At 47.6% G+C, this 15,331-nt stretch carries 6 protein-coding genes; all 6 read left to right on the top strand.

What is annotated here, in order from left to right:
• The first annotated feature begins 518 nt into the window (after positions 1-518).
• The 6 genes from B0I21_RS16635 to B0I21_RS16610 are packed head-to-tail and all read left to right on the top strand — an operon-like array spanning position 519 to position 15,206.
• Positions 519-2,678, top strand: coding sequence for an alpha-L-rhamnosidase-related protein (locus B0I21_RS16635; RefSeq protein WP_133641611.1), 2,160 nt, complete (start codon positions 519-521; stop codon positions 2,676-2,678).
• Positions 2,656-5,937, top strand: coding sequence for a glycoside hydrolase family 2 TIM barrel-domain containing protein (locus B0I21_RS16630; protein ID WP_133641610.1), 3,282 nt, complete (start codon positions 2,656-2,658; stop codon positions 5,935-5,937). Before B0I21_RS16635 ends, B0I21_RS16630 begins: the two co-directional genes overlap by 23 nt.
• A 7-nt stretch (positions 5,938-5,944) precedes the next feature.
• Positions 5,945-9,373 (top strand): glycosyl hydrolase, encoded by a 3,429-nt coding sequence (locus B0I21_RS16625; protein WP_133641609.1) that lies wholly within the window; start codon positions 5,945-5,947, stop codon positions 9,371-9,373.
• A 24-nt stretch (positions 9,374-9,397) separates the two neighbouring features.
• Positions 9,398-11,416 carry an aceric acid hydrolase gene (locus B0I21_RS16620; protein WP_133641608.1) on the top strand — a complete coding sequence of 673 codons (2,019 nt, stop codon included), beginning with the start codon at positions 9,398-9,400 and terminating at the stop codon, positions 11,414-11,416.
• Between the two features lie 37 nt (positions 11,417-11,453).
• Positions 11,454-12,872 carry a sialate O-acetylesterase gene (locus tag B0I21_RS16615; protein ID WP_243836193.1) on the top strand — a complete coding sequence of 473 codons (1,419 nt, stop codon included), beginning with the start codon at positions 11,454-11,456 and terminating at the stop codon, positions 12,870-12,872.
• 12 nt (positions 12,873-12,884) lie between these two features.
• Positions 12,885-15,206 carry a DUF5703 domain-containing protein gene (locus tag B0I21_RS16610; RefSeq protein WP_133641607.1) on the top strand — a complete coding sequence of 774 codons (2,322 nt, stop codon included), beginning with the start codon at positions 12,885-12,887 and terminating at the stop codon, positions 15,204-15,206.
• Positions 15,207-15,331: the final 125 nt, after the last annotated feature.

Here is a 15,331-nt window from a genome sequence, read left to right as displayed (position 1 = left end):
GACGACTGAATTAACGCCCTGCGGGGCGTTAGTTCAGTCACTGACACAGTTTGTTTTACACTTCCTCGTTATTTTCCTACGAAATACTACATATTAAAACAAATGCAGATCTTATCTTTTCTAAAACAGCGTGTTCGTTGGCCCAGCAAACGAACACGCTGCCTTTTGTTGTAGATCTTTGCTGCCCTATCCCGCTCTATATCTCCAATTCGCATAGAGCATGGCAATATCTTATAATAGCTAGAGAAAATATCATAAATACAAAATAAGCATTTCAAGTATGTTTGTAGTTGGTGCCATGCATAAATCAATGAGCCGATTGCGATGCTAGAATAGCTGATAACTTGTGTTAAAAGAAACATGCTGCGAGGAGTACAACCTGCGCAGTGCCTGCAAGCTGTCGACTGCGATTGTTGAATCCAATTTGTGCTTTCCATAACATACAAAACGAAGCGGTATGAAAAGGTTTTCAAAAGAAACCCTGATCATCCGCTTACGCATGCAAATAAAATAGAGGAATGAAAAAACTAATCTTAACCATCGGCTGTGTATTGATCACTGTCTTGTTGTTTGCTCAAAATACAGCTACCTGGATCTGGTATCCCGGTGATTTTGAGGTTTGGCTGAGCAACGATATGCAAAACAGACGAACAGAGCGCGGCACGTTTTTTCCTCCGTTTTGGAAAATGGATAGCCATTATGTACTGGTAGAGTTTCATAAAGAGTTTGATTTACAGCAGGCGGAAGAGATTAAAATCCATGCCGAGGGCAAGTACAACGTCAAGGTAAACGGCAAGATGCTTCCCGGCATGCCAAGCAGCATAAAGCTGGATAAAGGAAAGCAAAAAATCAATGTCAAAGTATATAATCAGGCGAAGGTGCCTGCGCTGTTTGTAGAAGGCAAGCAGGTCCATACTGATAAGGATTGGCTAGTAACGTTTGAAGATAAGGAGTGGATCGATGAAACAGGAAAGGCGTCTGATCAATCGGGCACCACCTATGTAAAGGCGGGCTACTGGAATTTCCAAAATGCAGCGCAGCGACCATCTACCTTTAGGTTGCCTACGCGCCATGAAAAATCTTTAACCAGCACAAAGCAAGGTAAGGGAACGCTTATTGACTTTGGGAAAAATACCTTCGGTTTTTTAACGCTACATCAGTTGAAAGGCAACGGAGAACTGGCCATTTACTACGGTGAATCCAAAGAAGAAGCACTCGGTACCACGACCTGCGAAACGCTGGATATGCTCACCGTGAAGCAGCAGTCTGCGCAGGATAGCACGCTTGATCTGTCGAAAGCATTTCGGTACGTATACATCGAGCCAAGAGGCAATGTTACGTTTGACCAAGTTTCCATGGAATATGAATACCTTCCAGTAGAAGACCGCGGAACATTCAAGAGCTCAGACGAAGAATTAAATAAAATCTGGGAAGTAGCGAAGTATACGATGGAGCTTACCTCCAGAGAATTTTATATTGATGGCATTAAACGCGACCGCTGGATCTGGAGTGGTGACGCTTACCAGTCATACGCCATGAACTATTATTTAGGCTTTGATTCGGAAACGGTAAAGCGTACCATCCTGGCACTCCGCGGAAAAGAACCTACCGTGAGCCACATCAATACCATTATGGATTATACCTTCTATTGGTTTTTGAGTATCTACGACTATTATCAGTATACAGGTGATAAAGAGTTTATCGCCGGCATCTATCCACGGATGCAATCCTTGATGCAGTTTTGCTTAGATCGCCGTAATGAAAATGGATTGATGGAAGGACTGTCGGGCGACTGGGTATTTATCGATTGGGCCGATGGTCTGAGCAAGCGAGGCGAAGTGAGTTTTGAGCAGCTGCTGCTGTGCCGCAGTTTGGAGACGATGGCACTTTGTGCCGAGCTGCTTGATGAGTCTGCAGATAAAGCGCATTATGCAAAAGAAGCGGCACAGCTGAAAGGTAAAATATTCGACTACTATTGGAATGAACAGAAAGGCGCTTTTGCACACAGCCGGGTTGCCGGTAAGCAAACAGATCAGGTCACACGCTACACCAATATGTTCGCCATCTTCTTCGACTACTTATCCGCCAATCAGCAAAAAGCCGTAAAAGACAAAGTTTTATTAAACGATGCTATCCAAAAAATCATGACACCATACATGCGCTACTACGAGCTGGAAGCACTGTGCGCACTAGGCGAAAAAGATTATGTGATGCGTGAAATGAAAAGCTACTGGGGGGGCATGTTGAAGCTAGGTGCAACAACTTTTTGGGAAGAATATAATCCCGATAAGAAGGGGGCGGAGCACTACGCGATGTATGGGCGCGAATTTGGGAAAAGCCTCTGCCACTCTTGGGGAGCGAGCCCGATCTACCTCTTGGGTAAATATTACCTGGGCGTAGAGCCTACCGCTGCCGGGTACGAGCGGTACACCATCAATCCCTACTTGGCTTCCCTAGAGTGGATGGAAGGGAAAGTACCGACACCGGCTGGTGAAATAGAACTGGCCGTGTCGAAGAAAAAAATAACGGTTAAATCGCCTATCGGAACAGGGACGCTGCAGTTGAAGAGCAAGGTGGCGCCGCGATGTAAGCAAGGGAGAGTGGTAAAAACAGGAAAAGATCAGTACAGCATCGAGCTAAAAAAGGATATGACTTATGAAGTGGACTATGAGGCGTAAGGTATACCATTGTTTGACCATGGCGTTCAGTTTGTTTTGGGCAAGCTCCACTGTACACGCGCAAACAGTAGATGGTAAGCCCGCCGTTATTCCGCCGGTTCCGGATGGAAAAATTGCTTCGGCCTGGGAAAATCCCATGATCACGTCTATCAATCGCGATCCGGCCCGCGCCACCGCATATTCCTATGCCAGCGTAGAAGCGGCTTTAAAAAATGACCGCCAAAGCAATGACCGCTTACTTTTTTTGAATGGCGAATGGGATTTTAAATTCGTATACAAACCCGCTGACGCACCGCAGGATTTTCACCTGGCAGAGGTGAAAGGCTGGGATAAAATACAGGTGCCCTCCAATTGGGAGATGAAAGGCTACGATATTCCGATCTATCGATCGGCGGTTTACCCGTTTCAACCTATTGATCCGCCGCGTATTCCAACCGACTACAATGCGGTAGGTTCTTACCAACGCAGTTTCGACCTCCCCAAAGCCTGGGATGGCATGAATGTCACGCTACATTTCGGTGGCGTCATCTCTGCCTACCACCTGTGGGTGAATGATACCTATGTAGGCTATGCCGAAGATTCCTGCTTGCCTTCTGAGTTTAACGTAACACCTTATCTTAAAGCAGGGAAAAACCGAATTTCTTTACAGGTTATCCGTTGGAGCGATGCCTCTTACCTCGAAGATCAAGATCATTGGCGTATGAGCGGTATACACCGCGAGGTATTTCTGATGGCTGAACCGAAGGTGCGGATCGCGGACTTCCACTGGCAGGCGAAGCTCGATAAAAATTACCAGGATGCTACATTTTCGCTGCGTCCTAAACTCGATAATTTCTCGGGCGATAGTATCCGCGGCTACGTGGTCAAAGCGCAGCTTTACGATGCCAACAAGCAGCCGATTCTGAAAGACCAGTTCCAGAAAGATGCAGACCAGATCTTCAATGAAATCTACCCCCGGCTAGACAACGTAAAGTTTGGTTTGCTGGAAACAGTCATTTCAAATCCAAAAAAATGGTCAACCGAAGATCCGAACCTGTACACCTTAGTGATCAGCTTATACGATAAAGAAAACAAACTCTTAGAGGCTAAAAGCTGTCAAGTTGGATTTCGGGATATCGCCTTTTCATCGACAAACGGGAAATTGCTAATCAACGGCAAAGAAACCTACCTGTATGGCGTAAATAGGCATGACCATCATCCGAAGCGTGGAAAAGCATTGACACGGGAAGATATGGAAGCCGATATTCGGCAGATCAAGCAGTTCAACTTCAACGCTATCCGTACCTCACATTACCCCAATGATCCGTATATCTATGAGCTATGCGACCGCTATGGGATGATGGTGATGGACGAAGCCAACCTGGAAACACACGGCTTGGGCGGCAAGTTAATGAATGACCCGATGTGGTTGGCCGCGCATATGGAGCGCGTAACACGCATGCTGGAGCGCGATAAAAATCATCCGTCGATCGTCATCTGGTCGTTGGGCAACGAATCTGGTCGCGGCCCGACGACCGCAGCTATGGCGGCTTGGATCCACGATTTTGATATCACCCGCCCCGTGCACTACGAGCCAGCAATGGGTAGTCACCAACTGCCGGGCTATATCGACCCATCAGATCCGCGCTACCCAAAATCCAACGACCACTCCCATAGGCTGCAAAACATAAAAGATCAGTACTATGTGGATATGGTATCGCGTTTCTATCCCGGCATATTCACGCCGGAACTTCTGCTGAACCAACAGAATGGCGACAACAGGCCTATTCTCTTTGTGGAATATTCACATTCCATGGGAAACTCGACCGGAAACATTAAAGATTTCTGGGATATCTTCCGCGCGCATCCCCGATTAATCGGTGGCTTTATTTGGGATTACAAAGATCAGGCATTGATCAGAAAAGATAGTGTCTATGGAGAAGTCTTGGCCTACGGTGGCGATTTCGGGGAGAAAATCCACAACGGCGCCTTCAGCTTAAACGGTATTGTCGATGCATGGAACAGACCAAAGGCAGCCATGTGGGAAAACAAGCGTATCTACCAAGCAGCCGAAGTGACTTTACGCGATACGCAAGATGCACGTGTCCGCATAAAAAACCGGTCAAGTTTGCTAAACCTCGATCATTATCAAGCGACCCTGCTGATTCGTGAAAATGGCAAGATCATTCGGGAATCGAACTTACCAGCGATCGCCGTAGCTGCTGGCGACTCGGTGGAGCTATCGCTATTACCCTATATCCAAACAAAAAGGAGCCCTGACAGAGACTATCAGCTTGATCTGCAATTTCGGTTAAAGAAAGAGGAAGCCTGGGCACCCAAAGATTTTGTCGTATCCTCCTCGCAGCTGAATTGGCAACACGTACAGGGTTGGCACCTCACCAAGCTAGACAAATCGAAGGCAATAGATTTGCAGGAGCAAGATAGCGTATACCTCGTCGTAGGAAAAGATTTTACGGCTACGTTCAACAAAAAATCAGGGGCGCTAACGCAGATGTTATATAAGAACGAGAAAATTGTAAACAGCGCGTTGTTGCCTAATTTTACCCGCCCAGCAACCGATAATGAGCGACGCGGCTGGAAGCCGCACGTGAAACTTAAATATTGGTACAATGCGGTGGCCCTGCAACACACAGCAGCCCAAAAGTCTGCCGATAGCATTACCGTGGAAAGCAACTACAGCTTGCCGGGAGATTCTGCCCAGGTAAGCATACGCTATACCGTACACGGCGACGGGATAATCACGGTGAATTATCACCTGCTGACCAATCATCCCCTGCCTAACATCCCGAAAGTGGGTATGCAGTTGGGTGTTAATCCTACGTTTGAGCATATCCAATATTACGGACTGGGCGATATGGAAAACTATCCGGATAGAGCATACGGTTTTGACTTGGGCGTTTACAGCAGTATGATCGATGACTTTATGGAGCCCTATCTATACCCGCAGGAAAATGGCAACCGCATGGAAGTACGCTGGTTCCGTTTGCAGAACAAAAAATATGGTTTGCTCGTAGAAGGTAAGCAGCCACTGCAAATGGGGGCTTGGCCATTTTCACAAAAACAAATAAGCCAGACTAAGCACTGGTATAAGTTGAAAAAAGAAAACAGCATCACGTTGAATATTGATCTTTTACAGATGGGGATAGGTGGTAATGACACCTGGACAGATGTGTCGCAGCCCTTGGAGAAATACCAGATTCCGGCAAAAGAATATCACTATTCATTCCGATTAAAACCGTTTGAAGTGGGCAAAAAGTGAGTTACTGATGAAGATAAAAAGCTATATACTATGTTGCGCGCTGCTGTGCGTTTTGACACTACGCGCACAGATTAAAGGCATTCCCGCTTCGCTACTGGCGTTGGACCAGCAATCCTATGAAAAGGCAAAGCCGTGGGTGGTTTGGTATTTTATGCATGCCAGCTACTCCAAAGAAGGAATCACGGCTGATCTACAAGCGATGGCTGCCAATAATATTGCGGGAGCCTACTTTACACCCATCAAAGCAAAGACAAACCCACCTTTGTTTGAGCCCGCTTCCGAAACCTTAACGCCGGAATGGTGGGAAATGTTCCGCCACATCGTGTCTGAAGCAAAGAAGTATAATATCAAGATCGCCCTATTTCCCAACGACGGTTTTGCAACCGCCGGTGGGCCTTGGATAACACCGGAAAAATCTATGCAGAAAATTGTTGCTGCTGATACCGTCGTCTCAACCAACGGAAAGAAAAAACTTCGCGTGCAGCTGCCACAGCCCGAGCGCAACGAAGGCTACTACGAAGATATTCAGCTCTATGCTATTGCGCAGCCCCACATTTACAAAAACAGTTCGACCTACCCGCCAACGGTAAGCAGCAGCTATGATGAAGATCTACAACGTTTAGTGAAAAAAGGCAATGACAAACATTTTGCTACTTCTCAACCCGGCTGGATACAGTATGAATTCAAAGAGCCGTTTGCGGCCAATGCCTTAAAAATTGAATGGAAGGCATCCAATTACCAGGCAAATCGTTTACAAATACTTATCAGTGACGATGGAAAAAGCTTTCGACAACTAGTACAGTTGCAGTCGCCGCGTATGGGATGGCTCGATTGGGATAATGGGGTGACGCATACGCTACCCTACGCGAAAGCAAAGTTCTTCCGCTTTGTCTACGATCCGAAAGGATCTGAGCCGGGCGCGGAAGATCTGGATGTCGCGAAGTGGAAGCCCTCGCTGAAATTGTTGGGCATCACGCTTTTTGAAGAAGCAAGAATAAACCAGATTGAAAGTAAAACGGCCGAAATATGGCGCGTTTCATTGCCCACAGCAAGCGCAGCTATTCCCGACAAAAACATCATCCAGCAGCAAGATATTCGCGTGCTCCATGCGCCATCAAAATCCGGCATCATTGAGCTGGATCTGCCAAAAGGAACATGGAAAATATTGCGCATCGGGCATACCAGTACCGGTCATAAGAATGAAACGGCGGGCGCAGCAAAAGGACTGGAATGTGATAAACTCGATGCCGATATTGTAGCCTTTCAGTTTGAGCAATGGTATGGCAAAGCCAAGAAAGCCGTGGAGCCCAGTTTGTCGAAAGATGTGCTTACGGTATTCCATATCGATTCTTGGGAGTCAGGAAGCCAAAACTGGACGCGGAGCATGGCTGGAGAATTTCAGAAACGCCGTGGCTATTCCCTTGAGAAATATATGCCGGCGCTGGCCGGATACGTCGTCGGTAGCGCCGAAGCCTCTGAAGCTTTCCTGCACGATTACCGCGAAACGATTGCGGAGCTGCTCTTGGACAAGGGCTTTACGACGCTAAAGCGTATGTGTGACCAATATGGCGTGGAATTTACCGCCGAAACCACGGCCCCAGTAATGGCCAGTGACGGCTTATCACACTTTAGCCTCACCGATCGGACCATGGGTGAGTTTTGGTTCAGAAGCCCATCCCATGATAAGCCTAATGATGTATTGGATGCCGTATCGGGGGCGCACATCTATGGCAAGAATGTAGTCATGTCAGAAGCCTTCACGCAGATTCGTATGGAATGGGACGAACATCCACGGCTATTAAAACCTGTACAAGATTTAAATTACGCCTTGGGCGTAAACAATTTAGCGTACCATGTCTATGTGCATAATCCTTGGATGGACCGCAAGCCGGGCATGACATTGGACGGCATCGGCACCTATTTCCAACGCGATCAAATCTGGTGGAAACCAGGAAAAGCTTGGGTGGATTATGCCATTCGTACACAGCAATTGCTTCAGCAAGGTAAGCCCGTAAAGGATGTTGCCGTATTTATTGGCGAGGAAGTACCTCGACGAGCAATCCTTCCAGATCGACTCGTAGGCGTATTGCCTGGTATCATTGGTGCTGATCGGGTTGCGCGTACTGCGGAAAAGCTGGCCAACGAGGGGCAACCTTTGCAAAAGATAGCTAGCGTGAGCACCTCTGCTAATATGTATAGCACGATAGATTGGATTGATCCACTCCGCGGTTATGCCTACGATTCTTTTAATCCGCATGCGCTATTGGAATATGCGAAGGTAAGTGATGGCGCCGTGCAGTTTGCTAATCATATTGCCTATAAGCTTTTGGTTGTGCCCGGAAAACACCTGTTAAACCCAAATCCAGAGGCAAGCTCACTGGCTGTCCTGTCCAAACTAACTTCTTTGCTGGAAGCAGGAGCGACCGTTGTATTCGAGACAAAGCCTACAAAATTAATCGGTCATGCCTCTCCAAGCGATTCTTCCAAATTTCAAGCGCTGCTAAGCCAATTGTTTACCGACATGAAGAGCGAGAAGGGGATGTGGACAAAAACAATTGGTCAAGGTAAAATCTACCTCGGTGCATACAAGGAAGCCGACTTTAACGCATTGGGTATAGCGGAAGACTTGATTATTGACGATAAAAAAACAACGGCCATCGCGTGGAACCACCGCCGGTTTGCCGCAACGGATAGCTATTTTTTAAGCAATCAGGACAGTGTAGCACGTAGAGTGGCATTTTCTTTCCGAGCCAATGCTTCTCATGTTTACTTGTATGATGCCGTACGTGACGAATTAAAACCCATCGCTGCAGAAAGGAAAGGAGAACGTACGGAGGTATCGGTAGATTTTGCACCTCATCAAGCGCTTTTTGTTTTATTAAGTGAAGCGGATGTGCGCTTACCGAACTGGAAAGTACAGCGAACAGAAACGATAAAAGGAGACTGGACGCTGCATTTGCAAGGGCAGGAAGACAACAAAATAAATCAGAAAATGCCATCTTTTTGGACGGAATCCACGACGGATGAGCTGCGTTATCATGCTGGAAGAGGGACCTATGCACTCAACTTTAAGCCAGCGAGCAGCACGAACGACCAACGTGTAGCGCTTCGTCTTGATGATGTGGAAGGAATGGCTGAAGTGCTGTTGAACGGCCAGCCTGTAGGTGTTATCTGGGCTAAACCCTATGAGATCGATGTGACCGATTATCTTAAAAAGGGCGAAAATCGATTGGAAATTAATGTCTACCACACCTGGGGCAACCGGTTTGGCTACGAAGCTAGCGGTAAGGCCAAAGAGAAAATAATGCAGACGACGGCAACAGCTAAATTCCTGAAGCCGTTGCAACCTGCCGGCTTATCCGGTAATGTGGAATTGCTGTGGTACAAAGAGGTCCAAGAGGTACAGGAGACACAAAAGGTACAAGGAAAAAAATAGAGAATTAAAGGCGAGGGATAAATGATGATGAATAGAAAAATATACGGCTTGGGTTTGGCATTCTTTTGCTTAACCACGGGTGTAGCGGCGCAGGAAAAGGCAATAACCAACACCAGTGCTAGCCCATTTGCCGTGCAAAAAGCGGTAGATATGGGCGATGTGTCCTGGACAAAAGGCTTTTGGGCCGACCGCACGGCGACCTGCTATCAACAGATGGTACCGAACCTGTGGGACATGTACACCCGTGCGGACATTAGCCATGCCTACCGAAATTTTGAGATAGCGGCAGGATTGGAGCAGGGAGAACACAAAGGCCCATCTTTTCACGACGGCGACTTTTATAAAACGCTCGAAGCGGTTTGCGCACTTTATGCACAAACGAAGGATAAGAAACTGCTCCAGATGATTGATCAGGTCATCCCCGTGATCGCGAAAGCGCAGCGTGCAGATGGTTATATCTACACCAAAGCAACCATAGACCAGCGCAATGCCGGTGAGAACATCGAGTTTCAGGATAGACTAAGTTTCGAATCGTACAACATCGGTCATTTAATGACGGCTGGCTGCATTCATTACAGGGTTACCGGCAAACGGGATCTATTGGATATCGCAATAAAAGCGGCCGACTACCTTTACGGATTTTATAAAAAATCAAACCCTACCCTAGCGCGAAATGCCATCTGTCCTTCGCATTATATGGGTACGGTTGAACTTTATCGTACGACCAAGGAACCGAAGTATTTAGAACTTGCCAAACATCTGGTGGACATCAAAGGCGAGATCGAGGATGGCACCGATGATAACCAAGATCGCATCCCCTTTAGAAAACAAAATAAGGCGATGGGCCATGCGGTACGTGCCAGCTACCTGTATGCCGGCGTGGCAGATTTGTGCGCCGAGCTGCAGGACACAACTTTAAGCAACCGCCTGTTTGCCATTTGGGAAGACGTCGTAAAACATAAGATGTATATCACTGGTGGTCTTGGTGCGCTGTATGATGGAACCTCGCCAGACGGTACATCATACGACCCTACCGAGGTGCAAAAGATACACCAGGCTTTCGGTCGGGATTATCAGCTGCCCAACCTAACCGCGCACAATGAAACCTGTGCCAATATAGGCAACATGCTATGGAATTGGCGGATGACGAATTTTACCGGCGATGCAAAATATATGGATGTTTTGGAATTGGCATTGTATAATTCGGTGTTATCAGGCATCAGCTTAGACGGCGATAAATTTTTATATACCAATCCGCTAAGCTTCTCTACGAATTTGCCCTTCCAGCAGCGCTGGTCGAAAAAACGAGTCCCTTATATTGCACTGTCAAATTGCTGCCCACCCAATGTCGTACGTACGATAGCCGAGGTCGCTAACTACGCCTACGGGCTATCTGACAAGGCCGTTTGGGTGAATCTCTATGGCGGGAATATGTTGAATACAAACTATAACGGAAAATCCATCAGGATCAAACAAGAATCAAATTACCCTTGGGATGGCGACGCGGTATTCACGCTGGAAGATATTCCACGCGACTATGTGCTGAAATTCCGGATTCCGGGTTGGTCGTCCAATGCAGAGATAACGCTCAATAACAAAAAGGTGAATGTCGAAATGGATAAAGGCTACGCTGTCGTGAAAGGTGCTTTGAAAAAAGGCGATCGCATCCGTGTACATCTTCCTATGGAAGTGGAGTTTATGGAGGCTAATCCTTTGGTGGAAGAGACCCGTAACCAAATTGCCGTAAAACGCGGCCCTGTAGTCTATTGTTTGGAACATGCTGATGTTGATCATGAAAGCGATCTTTTCGCGCTGAAAATAAAGACGGCAGAACGCTTTGAACCCGTTCATGATGCCGTGCTGGGTCAGGATCTTGTGTTTTTGGAAGGAAAGGCGTATACCGATGAGCGCAGCGAATGGAATAGCTTATATCGGAAAGTATCTACGGATGATAAAAAAGCAGTGTCCGTGAGACTTATTCCTTATTTTGCCTGGGGAAACCGCGAGTTTGGTGATATGTCGGTGTGGCTGCCTGCGTTTTAGTTGTCGCTACTCATTTATAAATTTTGATTTGCTATCGGTGAAAAATCTAGTTTTAGTTCTGTTTCTCTGCTGCTCACTATGCATAAAAGCCGAGGTTCGTCTTTCCGCCATTTTTACGGATGGAATGGTCTTACAGCAAGAAAAAAGTGTTCCGATCTGGGGATGGGCAAAGCCATCTTCACAGGTGGAGGTGCGCACCTCTTGGGATGGGAAATCCTATTCTGTACGTGCAAATAGTGAAGGCGCTTGGCGCTTGGATATACGTACAGCAAAGGCAGGCGGGCCCTACACGGTTCGCGTGAAGGAAAACAATACCATTACCCTGCAAGACGTGTGGCTGGGCGAAGTATGGCTCTGCTCGGGGCAATCCAATATGGAAATGCCCATGAAAGGATATCCAGCGCAGCCCATCGCCGGAAGCACAGACGCAATATTAGACAGCGAAGATAAGCTACTTCGCTTTTACACGGTACCGAGAAATCCTTTGCTTAAACCTGCTTCCGATAGCAAGCCTAGCAGCTGGAAAGCCGCTAGCCCGGCCACAGTGGCTAATTTCAGTGCCACAGCCTATTTTTTTGGAAAGCGCTTACGGCAGCAGTTGAATGTGCCCATTGGGCTCATCCACAGCAGCTATGGGGGCTCCAATGTCGAAGCCTGGATGGATGCCGCTTGGTTGGCCGATCAGCAGGATGTTGTCATCCCGAGCAATACAGAAGGACTGAAAGATAAGAACAGGGCACCTACCATGCTATACAACGGGATGATACATCCCATCGTAGGCTATGGTATAAAAGGCATAATCTGGTATCAGGGAGAGTCCAATTATGAGCGCGCAGCAAGCTACGACATCCTCTTTCCCCGAATGGTGGAAAAATATCGGGAGCTTTGGGGCGATGCACAGTTACCCTTTTATTTTACGCAAATAGCCCCCTTTAACTACGCATCCTTACCGCCGTTCCATGTGGAAGACCGGTATAATTCGGCTTACCTGCGCGATGCACAACGAAAGTCTTTGGATAAGCTTTCCCACAGCGGCATGGCCGTGACCATGGATTTAGGGGAGGAAAATTGCATACACCCGGCGAAAAAGAAAGAAGGTGGAGACCGTTTGGCTTTACTTGCCCTTGGTTGTAGCTATAGCTTTGACGCTATTTCCTACCGCAGCCCAGTCTATGACAGCATCGCGGTGCAAGGAAGCACGGTTCAGGTCTATTTTAAAGATGCGCCATTGGGGCTTACCGCCTTTGGAAAGGAAATAAAGACCCTAGAAATCGCGGGGGAGAATAAGGTTTTTGTTCCTGCTACGGCTATCATTCAAGGAAAAACATTGGTGGTCTCTTCACCGCGCGTTGCAAAACCTGTTGCGGTGCGCTATGCCTTTAAAGATTTTGTCGTTGGCGATTTGTTTGGTGTCAACGGCCTTCCGGTAAGTTCATTCCGTACAGATGCCTGGTAAAGGAAAATAACTATGAAATTCAACAATCTCTTCCTCGTTCTCCTTTGCTTTTTTTGTCAAGCTACATCCTCGACGGCGCAATCTTTCTCTTGGAAGGATTACAACATCGTGTGGACAAGCCCGAGCAAGAATGCTTCGGAATCCATGCCCGTAGGTGGGGGGGATATCGGTCTGAACCTTTGGGTGGAGAACGGTGAGGTCTTCTTTTACTTGGGCAAGAGTGGAGCGTTTGACGAAAATAACATGTTGCTCAAACTAGGACGTGTGCGGCTTAAAGTCGCTCCAAACCCATTCATAGGCGACAGCTTCCGCCAAGAGTTGAAGCTGGAAGAAGGATATGCGCGTATCCTAGGCGAGGCAAACGGCGTAAAAGCGGAGTTGCACGTGTGGGTAGACGTGCATGCACCAAATGTGCACGTAGAACTCAGCGCTGATAAGAAAGTGACCATGGAAGCCGTTTACGAAAGCTGGCGATTTAAGGATTTATTTCCGAAGAAGAAGGAGAATAATGCAAACTCTTGGAAATGGGCGCCGCCTACGCCTGTCGTTACGCATCAGGATCGTGTCGAAGCAGTAGACAATACCATCGTCTTCTACCACCAAAATCGGGATACAACAGCCTTTGATATTGTTGTGAAACAGCAGCAGCTTGACGCTGTCAAGGATTCTCTTTTCAATCCGTTGAAAAAATTGATCTCGGGCGGCATGATGCAGGGTAAAGGGATGGTCTTTGCCGGCGAACAGCAGGGGCGTTACATGGACACCGATTACAAAGGCTTTTCGCTGAAGAGCAAAAGCCCCGCGCGGAAGCAAAACCTACAGGTAACCCTTTTGGCTAAACAAAGCCCGCAACTTGCACAATGGACAGCCGACCTGAAAAAAATCGCAACGCTAAGCCAAAGCCATGCTGCAGCTCGCCAAAAAACGCTAAGCTGGTGGAAAGACTTTTGGTCGCGCAGTCATATTGCTATTCACCCTTCAGGGCAACATCAAGAAAATCCGGCATGGCAAGTCGGGCGAAACTACCAACTGTTTCGCTATATGCTCGCTTGTAATGCCTATGGCGCATATCCCACGAAATTTAACGGAGGCCTGTTTACCTATGACCCGTCTGCCGTCGACAGCAGCTTTACGTTCACGCCCGACTTTCGCAACTGGGGTGGTGGCACACATACCGCACAAAATCAGCGATTGGTGTATTGGCCGATGTTAAAAAGTGGTGACCACGACATGATGGCTTCCCAGTTTGAGTTTTACTTGCGCCTGCAGCAAAATGCCGAATGGCGTAGCAAAGTGTATTGGAATCATGGCGGCGCCAGTTTTACCGAGCAGCTTGAAAATTTCGGCTTGCCAAATCCCGCAGAATATAATTGGAAGCGCCCTAGCGATTACGACCCCGGGCTGGAATACAATGCATGGCTGGAATATCAATGGGACACCGTCTTGGAATTTTGTATGATGATGCTGGAGACGGGTAGCTACGCTGGTCAAGATGTGAAACCTTACCTTCCGTTTATCGAAAGCTGTATTCGCTTTTTTGATGAGCATTATCAGTATCAAGCACGTCAACAGGGTAGCAAAGTCTTGGATCAACAAGGACATTTGGTTTTCTACCCGGGTTCTTCGGCAGAGACTTACAAAATGGCCTACAACGCCTCCACCACGGTAGCCGCATTACAGGAAGTGACGAAGCGCGCCTTACGTTTGCCAGATGCTTTGCTGGATAGCAGCCGTCGCGGCTACCTGGAAGGTTTCTTAAAGAAAATACCACCCTTGCCCAAACGTCAGCTCGATGGGCGAGCAATGCTTGCGCCGGCACAGGTTTGGGCACGTGTCAATAACACAGAAGCGCCGCAGCTTTATCCGGTATATCCTTGGGGAATTTACGGCGTCGGAAAGCCTGGCCTCGACACGGCACGCAACACGTACCTGCATGATCTGGATCTGTTGAAATTCAGAAGCCATGTAGGCTGGAAACAAGACAATATATTTGCTGCACGACTTGGCTTGACAGAAGAAGCGGCACGGTTGACGCTGCTCAAACTAGGGAATGCGGACAGACGCTTTCCCACATTTTGGGGACCTGGATTTGACTGGGTGCCTGACCACAATTGGGGCGGATCCGGCATGATCGGCTTGCAGGAAATGTTGCTGCAAACGGCCGATGAAAAGATCTTGCTTTTTCCGGCCTGGCCCAGCGATTGGGATGTCGATTTTAAACTCCATGCGCCACAACAAACAACGGTAAGCGGGCAGTTGCGTAACGGAAAACTGGTCGATCTGCAGGTTTTTCCGGCACATCGATCGAAGGATGTCGTCAATATGCTGGAGTAGTATATGAACGGCTGGATAGCCGTGCTAGGCAGCGTAAAAGGTGTTAGCATGACAGTGCATAACAGTTTTTACCACGAATCCCTTTATCTTGGAACATCATTATGAATCTATCTTATTTTAATACA

It is taken from the genome of Sphingobacterium paludis (genome assembly GCF_004364125.1).
Lineage (GTDB): Bacteria > Bacteroidota > Bacteroidia > Sphingobacteriales > Sphingobacteriaceae > Sphingobacterium > Sphingobacterium paludis.
The sequence above is the reverse complement of the archived record's forward strand: the minus strand, read 5'-3'. Positions and strand labels throughout refer to the sequence as shown.